Origin of the sequence: Kitasatospora sp. NPDC057518, assembly GCF_042802075.1 — a bacterium.
Taxonomy (GTDB): domain Bacteria; phylum Actinomycetota; class Actinomycetes; order Streptomycetales; family Streptomycetaceae; genus Kitasatospora.
This window is the reverse complement of sequence record NZ_JBHVEU010000331.1, coordinates 1-9829: the sequence shown is the minus strand read 5'-3', so window position 1 is coordinate 9829 and position 9829 is coordinate 1. Positions and strand designations below refer to the sequence as shown.

Genomic DNA, 9829 nt, shown 5'->3' with positions numbered 1-9829 from the left:
CTCCTGAGCGGCGTGCCGGGGAACCGTCGGCCGGGGAACCGCGTGCCGGGGAACCGTGGGCCCGGGCAACCGCGGCCACGGTTCCCCGGGCCCGCGGGGAGAGACCGGAGACCAGCTCCAGAAGTCCGTAGATCCGTAGACGCAGAGATTTCCGTAGACGCAGAGATGAGGACATCCCATGACGAACCCGTTCGAGGACCCGGACGCCGGCTACCTCGTGCTCGTCAACGACGAGGGGCAGCACTCCCTGTGGCCGGCCTCCCTCGCGGTGCCCGACGGCTGGGCGGTCGCCCACGCCGAGGACACCCGCGACACCTGCCTGGAGTACATCGACCGGCGGTGGACCGACATGCGGCCGCGCGGCCTGGCGGGGAGCATGCAGTCATGACCGGAGCCTCCCCGATCCAGGACGCGGTCCGCCGCTACTACTCACTGGTCGACGCCAACCGCTTCGACGAACTGGTGGAACTCTTCACCGCCGACGCGACCTACGAACGGCCGGGCTACCAACCCCTGGTCGGCCGGGGCGAACTGACCGCCTTCTACCAGGGGGAGCGGGTCATCGCCGACGGCCGGCACACGGTCGACCAGCTGCTGCTGTCCGGGCGGGAGGCCGCGGTGCGCGGCAGTTTCACCGGAACGCTCAAGGGGGGTGACGCGGTGAGCCTGCGGTTCGCCGACTTCTTCCGGACGGACGGCACCGGCCTCTTCGCCCACCGCGTCACGTACTTCTTCGCCCCCTTGGTGTGAACACCGCTGGTGTGGGGACCGTTACGGGGTCTCCCCGACGCGGCCGAGGACCAGCTCCACGAAGGACCGCGCCGTCGAGTTCCCGTAGAACTCGCGCGGCGTCACCTTGGGCAGCCCCCGTTGCCGCAGGTCCGACAGCATGCGGACCACCAGGAGGGAGTTGCCGCCGAGTTCGAAGAAGTTGCCGTCGGGTTCCACGTCGACGCCCAGCAGACCGGACCACACGGCGAGGATCTCGGTCCCGAGGTCGCCGCCCTTCGCCTCCGGATCCGCCGTGGCGCCGTCCCGGTCCGTGACCGGTGCCGGGGCGGGGCCGGCGGACGGGGCCGGGAGCCGGGAGAGGTCCGGCTTGCCGTTGAGGGTCAGCGGGATGCCGGACACCCCGGTGAGGCCGGCCGGCAGCATGTGGTCCGGCAGCACGCGGCGGGCCGTCCGCCAGACCTGGTCCACCGAACCGCCGTCCCGGAGCACCACGTAGGCGTCGATGCGGGCGCCGGCCGGGTCCCCCGCCTCGCCCTCCCGGAAGACGACCGCCGCGTCGGCGACCCCGGGGTCCGAGGCCAGGACGGAGGTGATCTCGTCCAGCTCGATCCGGTGGCCCCGCACCTTCACCTGGTTGTCCAGCCGGCCGAGGTGGTCGAGCCGGCCGTCCGGCCTCAGCCGGCCCCGGTCGCCGCTGCGGTACACCCGCTCCCCGGTCACCGGGTCGTCGACGAAACGGTCCGCCGTCAGCTCGGGACGGCCGAGATAGCCGTCGGCCACCCCGGCACCACCCACGTAGATCTCACCGGCGGGCCCCGGCGGCAGGACATGCCCGTGCTCGTCCCGGACCGACACCCACCAGCCGGGCAGCGCCCGGCCCACGGACCGGGACCGCTCCAGGACCTCGCGCGGGGTCACCTCCTGCGCGGTGACGTGGACGGTCGTCTCCGTGATGCCGTACATGTTGACCAGCCGGCACCGGGCGGGGGAGTGGCGGGCGAACCACCGCCCCAGCATCGCCGTGTTCAGCGGTTCGCCGCCGAAGACGACCAGCCGCAGGGCGAGCGGTGCGGCGCCCGGGGCCGACCGGGTGTCGGCCTCGATGAGCTGGGAGAACGCGGACGGGGTCTGGCTGAGGACGGTCACCCGCCGCCGGGCCAGCAGCTCGTGGAACTCGTCCGGGTCACGGGCCGCCCAGTGCGGTACGACGACCAGCCGGCCCCCGGTGAGCAGGCAGCCCCAGATCTCCCACACGGAGAAGTCGAAGGCACTGGAGTGGAAGAACGTCCACACGTCGTCCGGCCCGAGCCCGAGGTCCGCGGACGTGGCACCGACCAGGGCCAGCACGTTGCGGTGGGGGACCACGACCCCCTTCGGGCGGCCGGTGGATCCCGAGGTGTAGATGACGTAGGCGGCCGTGTCGGTGTTGCCGGTCTTCCCGGCCTCCAGGGGTTCCTGCGCGTCCATCAGCTCCTGGGGCGAGACCACGGTCACCCCCTCGATCCGGGGGAAGCGCGCCGGGTCCCCGATGACGACCGGCACCTGAGCGTCGGTCGCGGTGTAGCGCAGCCGCTCCTCGGGGTACCGGGCGTCCATCGGGACGTAGGCGCAGCCCGCCTTCAGCACGCCCAGCAGGGTGGCGACGAGCGTGGTGTCCCGCTCCAGGCACACCCCCACCCGTGCGCCGCCCACCCCGAGGGCGCGCAGCCCGGCGGCCACCCGCTCCGCCCGGTCGTCCAGCTGGCCGTACGTCAGGCTGCTCTCGTCGTCGGTCACCGCGACGGCGTCCGGCCGCTGCCGGGCCAGCTCCGCGATCCGCCCGTCGATGGTCTCCGGCGGCGTCCGCCGCTCCGGCCCGGGCCCGGCGGGCGCGGGCTCGCCGGGGTCGGCCGCGGGACGGAAGCCGCCCAGCCGGGTCACGGCCTCGGCCGCGGCGTGGTCCAGCAGGCCCAGCCGCGCCGTCGGAGTCGTCCCGGGCAGGGTGCGCAGCCGCTGGGCCAGGTGCAGGACGCTCCGTCCGAACCACTCCGCGGTCGGCGGCGCCACCGTGCGCGGATCGTGGTGGAGGCGGGCGGCGCAGGTGCCGTCGGGCTGCCGCTCCAGATGGAGGACCAGGGAGAGCCCCGACCCCGGGAACGGGGTGTAGGACGTGCCGGAGGCGGCGTCACCGAGGACCACGCCCACGCTCGCGACCGCAGCGCCGGGCAGCGGAGTGCCGGTGCCGGCCGCGAGGAGGTCCGCGACCGTGCCGTCCGCGTCGACCCGGACGGAGCGCACCGCGGGACCGCCCGCCCGGAACGCGCGGTCGAACACCGCGATGCGCGCCTCCGGCCCGCCCTGGTAGCGCGCCAGCGCCAGCGCCGCCGCGGCCACCAGCGGCTCCTCCCCGGGCCACTCCGGACGGTCCGTCAGCTGGACCGTCCCGGCGGCGGCGGTGAGGTCCGGCGCCTGGCGGTCCCCCAGGCCCCAGGGCACCGTGAGCGGCGTGGTGTCCCCGTCCGACCCGTCTTGCGCGTCCTGCGCGTCCGGTGTGTCGAGGGAGGGCAGCGGGTCGCCGTCGAGGGGCTCACCGTCCAGGAGGAGCGCCGCCAGCCGTACGAGGACGCCGTAGGGCACCGAACGCCGCGCCACCAGGACCGCGTCGACGACCCCGTCGGCGTACTCCACGAGCACGGCGCGCAACGGGGGTCCGCAGGGGTGCAGGGGCCGCTCGGCCTCCTGGCGGACGCGGGCGTGCCAGGGGCCGGTCGAGGAGTCCACCGCGAGCGGCAGGGTCCACAGCCTCGACCCCGCCGGCTCCGGCCGTTCCCTGCTCTCTTGTTCCAACAACGTCCGGCTCTGTTCCCGGTCGACCGGGTACCGGGCGCGTACCACCAGGCTGTGGCAGGCAGGAGTGCGTACGGTCATCAGATCTCCCTCTCCGAAGGGGGGCGGGCGGGCACGGTCACCGGGCGCTGAAGCCGCCGTCGACCGTGAGCACACTGCCGGTCACCTGGCGCGAGTCGTCGCCCGCCAGCCAGAGGGCCGCACCGGCGACGTCCGGGGGCTCGATGAGGGCGTTCATCGGCTGGGCCTGGACGAACACCTCCTCGTGTTCGTCGACGCGGACGTCGAGCGAGCGCGCTATCTCGGAGAGCATCCGGCCCTCGACCAGCGGGTCGTCCCGGACGGAGCCGGGGCAGAGCGCGTTCACCCGGACGCGGTGCGGCGCGTAGTCCAGTGCCGCCGCCTTGGTCAGGCCGATCATGCCGTGCTTGGCGGCCACGTAGCCGGCGAAGTGCCGGTAGCCCACGAGACCGGCCGTCGAGGCGATGTTGATGATGCTGCCCGAGCGTTGCTCGATCATCGCCGGGACCACGGCCTTGGTCATCCGCCAGGCGCCCGACAGGTCGACGTCCAGCATGAGCGACCACTCGTCCTCGGTGATCTCGTGGACCCTGCGGCCGGAGGGCGCGGCGATCCCCGCGCCGTTGACCAGGACGTCCAGCCGTCCGAACCGGTCGAGGCACTCCGCCACGACCGAGGTGACCCTTCGGAGGTCGCGCACGTCGCAGTGGGCCGGGAGCACCGTGACGCCGTGCCGCGCGCACAGGTCGGCCGTGTGCGCGAGCTGGGCGGCCGAGCCCATGGGGTAGCCCACGCCGGGGAGGTCGTCGGCGATGTCGAGCAGCAGCAGGTCGGCGCCCTCCGCCGCGAAGCGGACGGCACAGGCGCGGCCGAGCCCGCGCGCCGCCCCCGTGATCACGGCCGTCTTGCCCTTCAGCTGCACGGCGACCCTCCGCGGTCGGCGTCGGCCGGGGCGGCGCCGCCGTCGGCGAGTACCTGCGCGACCGTGGCCAGCAGCACCTCCGGGGAGTCGACCAGGTACATGTGACTGCCGGGCAGTTCCCGGTAGTCGAAGGACGCCCCGGTGGTGCTCCGCCACTCCTCGGCCTGCGTCCGGGAGACGAGCCCGTCGTCGGCGCCGCGCAGCGAGGTGACCGGGAGCGGCAGCGGGGTGTCGGAGGCGGGGACGTAGTCCTCGTGCATCGCCACGTCGGCGCGCAGCAGGGGCAGGAGCAGATCCCGCAGGTCGGGGTCGTCGAAGGCCGCGTGCCGGTAGCCGGCGAACTCGCCGACGCGGGCCAGGAACTCCTCGTCGTCCAGCCCGGTCGCCCGCCGCTCGCGCCCGCTGCCGGGGCCGGGGGACCCGCTCACGAAGAGGTGGCGGAGTCCGGAGCGTCCGCCCAGCTCGCGGGCCAGCTCGTACGCGAGGACGGCACCCAGGCTGTGCCCGAAGAGCGCGAACGGCGCCTCGCCGCCCACGAGTTCCAGTATTCGCGGGGCGAGGGCGGCGGCGGCCTCCGACGCGTCGGTGAACGGCTCCTCCAGGAACAGCTCCTCGCGGCCGGGAAGTTGGAGGGGTACGACCTTGAGGCCGGGCGGTGCGACGTTCCAGGCGCGGTAGAACCCGGCTCCGCTGCCCGCGAAGGGAAGGCAGACGAGGGGCAACTCGGTGGGGGACACGACTCGTTCACTCCTTGTGTTCCGATGGGGCCGGAATGCTGATTTCGGGCATGGCACGCCGAAGCCCCGGCTCGGCGGGGCCGTCGTCGGCCACCCGCTCCAACCGGAGCTTCTTCCTGCGGGTCAGGCGCGTTCGGCAGATCTATGTCATGCCACGCCTGAGGTGAACTCGTGCTACGCGGTGCGGACTTCCCGTGTCTCCTTTCCGAGACCGGCGTCGCGGGCCAGCACGGCGGCGGAGGCCCGGTCGTGCACCTCCAGTTTCGCGAAGATCCGCGAGACGTAATTGCGTACGGTCTTTTCCGCCAGGAAGATCCGACGGGCGATCTGGTGGTTGCTCAGTCCGCCGGCGACCAGTTCCAGGATCTCGAGTTCCCTGCTGGTCAGTTCGGACAGCCCGGTCGTCTCCGGCAGGATCTGCACGGTGGAGAAATGCAGGCTGAGCCGGGAGGCGATGGTCCGGCTGAAGACGGCGCCCCCCTTGGCCACGATCTCGATGGAGTGGAGGAGTTCCTCGGAGGACCTCATGTGCGAGAGGTATCCGCTGACCCCGACGCGCAGGGCGGTGAAGACGGCGTCGTCGTCGTCGTTCTGCGACACCACCATCATTTTGGGCCTGGTCTTGTGGCGGCGGTATGTCGAGACGATCTGCTGGGCGTTCTCGTAGATGGACCTCTTCGAGGACGGCTCGCCCAGGATGACCACGTGCGGCTGTAATTCGGTGTTCTCGAGACATCGCATGCCGTCGAGGACGCCCACGGCCCGGCCGACGAGTGTGAATCTGCCATCCTGTTCGATGATTGTCTCCAGTCCGGCGAGTGAAACCGGATTGTCGCTGATGATGAACAGGTTGATCTCCATTTGTACGTCCCCCGTTTGGCACGTCGTACGGCTCGTTTTTCTTCGGTGCGTCATTCTTTGCAGGAGAAAGGCCGGTCCGGTGCTCCAGCGAGTATGGGTAGACGAATGATCGAAACGCAAGTTCCGCTCTTAACTGCAAGGGATCGTTCCGCTTGATGAGTGACTATCCGGTCATCCGGTATGTCTTCGCCGGACGGGTGTGGCGCGGGGACGCCGGCGGTCCCCTGGGCTCGCGGGTGAGCTCGGAGTCCCTGGGGCCACGGGCCCGGCGCGGCCCCGTCACCGGTTGCCCTCCCTCCGCGCCGGGCACCGTGCGGGCGCGGCGGACGGTGGCCGAAACGGGGAGGTGACGACTGTTTCCCGAGGAACGGATGTTTATCCAGAGACAGGGGGGGCATTGTCGACAGGCATATGGTGTGGACCAATGGGCCTGGTCGCCGGCGGGCGACAGTACACCCGCAGGGCGAATTGCGGTACACGCCGACCTTGATCCACGCCCGTACTGGACGCGCCTCGAACCGGCCCCCTACGTTCGGCACATGGGTAATGCTCCTCGTCGGCGCCTGATCACACTGGACGTGCTGGCCGCGCTCGGGTTCGTGATCCTCCCGCAGGTGTCGGTGCTGCGCCCGGCCGACGGCGGCGAGGTGGGCGCCACCGCCGTGTGGCTGCTGGCCCTGGGCACCGCGCTGCCGCTGGTCGTACGGAGGCTGTGGCCGGTCCCGGTGTTCGTGGTCGCGTTCACCGCGGCCTGGTTGGCGCTGGTCGCCGGGGTCGGGCCGACCCCCTTCCTCGCCGCCGCCTACGCCCTGTACCTGGTGGCCACCACCAGGAGGGGGCGACCGGGGCTTTCCGTGGCCCTCGTCGCCGGGCTGTGCACGGCCGGCGCGGTCCTGATGACGGTGTCGGGAGGGCAGGGGTACCAGGGCGGGAGCAGGGCCGTACAGGTCGTGCTCGGAGTGCTCGTCCTCGGCGCCACCTGGGCGACGGGGGCCGCGGTCAGGGAACGGCGGGAGAGCCTGCGGCGCGCCATCGAGCACGCGGCCGAGCAGGCGAAGGCCGAGGAACGCCTGCGCATCGCCCGTGACATCCACGACGTCGTCACCCACAGCGTGGGCGTGATCGCGATCAAGGCGAGCGTCGCCAACCACGTGGCCGCCACCCGCCCCGAGGAGGCGCGGGAAGCCCTGGCGGTGATCGAGGACATCAGCCGCCGGGCGCTGCGTGACATGCGGGCCACCCTCAAGGTGCTGCGCCGCGAGCAGGACGGCGGCGCCGGCGACCTGCGGCCGGTCCAGGGGCTGACGGACCTGCCGGCCCTGGTGCGCACGGCCGAGGCCGCCGGAGTCCGCGTCGACCTGCGGAGCGAGTACGAGGAGGAGCCCCCGAACGGTGTCGCGCTGTCCGTGTTCCGGATCGTCCAGGAGGCCCTGACCAACGTCGTCAAGCATGCCGCGCCCACCCGCTGCCGGGTCCGGATCGCGGCCGTCCAGGGCACGTTGACGATCGACATCACCGACGAGGGCCCCGGGCCCGGGCACCGGCCCACCGTGCCCGGCGGGGGGATGGGCCTGGTCGGGATGAAGGAGCGGGTCGCCGCGCACAGCGGCACCTTCGGCGCCGGGCCGCGGCCGGGCGGCGGCTTTCGGATCGTGGTGACACTGCCGTACTGAGCCCGACCCGTTCCCGGGTGCCGGACTCATCCGCAGGTATGGGTTCGGCCCGCGCGGGCCGCCGCGGAATCCCGACCCCGGACCGATGCGGCCGGCCGGCCCGCCCGACGAGACTCGTCCCGTGATCGAAGTCCAGAACCTGACCAAGCGGTACGGGGAGACCACCGTCGTGGCAGGCCTCACCTTCACGGTGCGGCCGGGCGCCGTCACCGGATTCCTGGGCCCCAACGGGGCCGGGAAGTCCACGACGATGCGCATGATCCTCGGCCTCACCCGCCCGGATGCCGGAACCGCCCTCATCGGCGGCCGCCCCTATCACGAACTGACGTACCCCGCCCGGCAGGTCGGCGCCCTGCTGGAGACGGCGGTCGCGCACCGCAGCCTGACCGCCGCCGACCATCTGCGCTGGATCGCGCAGAGCAACCGGATCGACCGGCGACGGGTCGCGGAGGTCCTGGAGGCGGTCGGCCTGACCGGAGCGGCCCGGCGGCGGGTCGGCACGTTCTCCCTCGGCATGGGACAGCGGCTCGGCCTGGCCGCGGCCCTGCTCGGCGACCCGCCCGTCCTGGTGCTCGACGAGCCGGTCAACGGCCTGGACGCCGAGGGCATCCGATGGCTGCGCGACCTGCTGCGCTCGATGGCCGCCGAGGGCCGGACCGTCCTCGTCTCCAGCCACCTGATGGCCGAGATGTCCGTGGTCGCGGACGACCTGGTCGTCATCGGCCGCGGACGACTGCTTACCCAGACCGGTACGGAGGAGTTCATCCGGCGCCACGCACGGACCTACGTGCGGGTGCGGACCTCCGAACCCCTGCGCCTGCACCGGGAACTGGAACGGAACGGCGCCTCGCTGAGCCTCGCGCACGACGGCAGCCTGGAGGTCGACGGCATGACGGCGGCCGAGATCAACCGGCTGGCCGCGGCGGGCGACCTCCCGCTCGAAGAGCTGAGCACCCACACGGGATCGCTCGAGGACACCTTCCTCAAGCTCACCGGCCCCGAAGGGAGCAGCACCCGTGTCTGAGACGGCCGCGGCCATGCGGGCCGAGTTCACCAAACTGCGCGGCGTCCGCGGCACGTTCGTCGCGCTGCTGCTGTTCGCCCCCGCCAGCCTCTTCCTCTCCGCCCTGGGCGGCTGGTCCGCGAGGAAGGCGATCGAGTCGGACAACCCCCTGCTCCGCTCCGACTTCACCCCCGAGCAGACCGGCATGGACGGCGTCCTCTACGGCCAGCTGGCGCTGATCGTGTTCGCCGTGCTCCTCGTCTCGAGCGAGTACTCGTCCGGCATGATGCGGGTCTCGCTGCTCGCCGTACCCGGGCGCGGTCGGCTCTACCTGGCGAAGGCGGCCGTCACCGCCGCCGCCGCGGTGGCCGTCGCGATCCCCGTCACCGTCCTCGGCTACCTGCTCACGCAGTTCGCCCTCGGTCCCCACGGCGCCGGCATCGACACGAGTGGTGTCCCCCGCGCCCTCGCCGGCGCCGTGGTCTATCTGACGATGATGAGCCTGTTCGCGGCGGGCGTGGCCTCGACGGCCCGCGGCGCCGTCGTCCCGCTGGCCGTCCTGCTCCCGATGGTGCTCGCCGGCTCCCAGATCCTGTCCACCATCGGCGCGACCAAGGAGATGGTCCGGTACCTCCCCGACCGGGCCGGCATGCGGATGCTCACGGTCGGCTCGGACGACGCGCTCACCGGGTTCGCCGTCCTCCTCGCGTGGACCGTCGTGGCACTGGCGGCCGGCTGGCTGCGCCACCGGCGTTGGGACGGTTGACGGGACGGGCGGCGGGACGGTCGTGAGGCACCTGACCCATGACCGTGGGACATGACGCTGCGTAGATTCCCAGACATGTCACGGGCCGAACTGGTCGGCCCGGACGATCCCCATCTGGGAGGAACCATGTCCGCCATTTACGAGCCCCCGGCACTGCACGAGGTCGGCGACTTCGACGAGCTCACCAAGTGCCTCGGCATCGGCAGCTGCCAGGACTTCGTCGGCTGCGGCTACGCCGTCGTCTGCTTCTTCTGATCACAAGGGGTGCCGGTGCGCTCAGGCGCACTC

The 9829-nt window shown here is 72.4% G+C and carries 10 protein-coding genes; 6 read left to right on the top strand and 4 right to left on the bottom strand.

Annotated elements, in window-relative coordinates:
- The first annotated feature begins 178 nt into the window (after positions 1-178).
- Together ACFU7Z_RS28200 and ACFU7Z_RS28195 are read left to right on the top strand one after the other, a co-directional pair.
- A complete protein-coding gene (locus ACFU7Z_RS28200; RefSeq protein WP_380780484.1) occupies positions 179-388 on the top strand; it encodes an MbtH family protein in 210 nt (69 codons plus the stop codon).
- The gene (locus ACFU7Z_RS28195; protein ID WP_380742496.1) at positions 385-750 is read left to right on the top strand and encodes a nuclear transport factor 2 family protein; all 366 of its coding nucleotides are present in this window, start codon (positions 385-387) and stop codon (positions 748-750) included. The genes ACFU7Z_RS28200 and ACFU7Z_RS28195 overlap by 4 nt, the downstream gene beginning before the upstream one ends.
- A 21-nt stretch (positions 751-771) precedes the next feature.
- On the opposite strand, the gene ACFU7Z_RS28190 is transcribed toward ACFU7Z_RS28195, so the two are convergent.
- The 4 genes from ACFU7Z_RS28190 to ACFU7Z_RS28175 all read right to left on the bottom strand — a co-directional run bounded on the left by ACFU7Z_RS28190 (position 772) and on the right by ACFU7Z_RS28175 (position 6099).
- A complete protein-coding gene (locus ACFU7Z_RS28190) occupies positions 772-3639 on the bottom strand; it encodes an amino acid adenylation domain-containing protein (RefSeq protein ID WP_380780482.1) in 2868 nt (955 codons plus the stop codon).
- Between the two features lie 37 nt (positions 3640-3676).
- Positions 3677-4501, bottom strand: coding sequence for an SDR family oxidoreductase (locus tag ACFU7Z_RS28185; RefSeq protein ID WP_049649015.1), 825 nt, complete (start codon positions 4499-4501; stop codon positions 3677-3679).
- A complete protein-coding gene (locus tag ACFU7Z_RS28180) occupies positions 4492-5238 on the bottom strand; it encodes a thioesterase II family protein (RefSeq protein ID WP_380780480.1) in 747 nt (248 codons plus the stop codon). The genes ACFU7Z_RS28185 and ACFU7Z_RS28180 overlap by 10 nt, the downstream gene beginning before the upstream one ends.
- Before the next feature lie 174 nt (positions 5239-5412).
- Positions 5413-6099 (bottom strand): DNA-binding response regulator, encoded by a 687-nt coding sequence (locus tag ACFU7Z_RS28175; protein WP_380780478.1) that lies wholly within the window; start codon positions 6097-6099, stop codon positions 5413-5415.
- Between the two features lie 539 nt (positions 6100-6638).
- Between ACFU7Z_RS28175 and ACFU7Z_RS28170 the strand changes: the two genes are divergently transcribed.
- From ACFU7Z_RS28170 to ACFU7Z_RS28155, 4 genes are all read left to right on the top strand, one after another.
- A complete protein-coding gene (locus ACFU7Z_RS28170; RefSeq protein WP_380780476.1) occupies positions 6639-7772 on the top strand; it encodes a sensor histidine kinase in 1134 nt (377 codons plus the stop codon).
- Between the two features lie 121 nt (positions 7773-7893).
- Entirely contained in the window at positions 7894-8796 is a 903-nt protein-coding gene (locus tag ACFU7Z_RS28165; RefSeq protein WP_049649023.1) for an ABC transporter ATP-binding protein, read from the top strand.
- Complete coding sequence (locus tag ACFU7Z_RS28160) at positions 8789-9541, top strand: ABC transporter permease (protein WP_380780474.1); 753 nt, start codon at positions 8789-8791, stop codon at positions 9539-9541. The genes ACFU7Z_RS28165 and ACFU7Z_RS28160 overlap by 8 nt, the downstream gene beginning before the upstream one ends.
- Before the next feature lie 126 nt (positions 9542-9667).
- Positions 9668-9796 (top strand): aborycin family tricyclic lasso peptide, encoded by a 129-nt coding sequence (locus ACFU7Z_RS28155; protein WP_103079659.1) that lies wholly within the window; start codon positions 9668-9670, stop codon positions 9794-9796.
- Positions 9797-9829 lie beyond the last annotated feature (33 nt).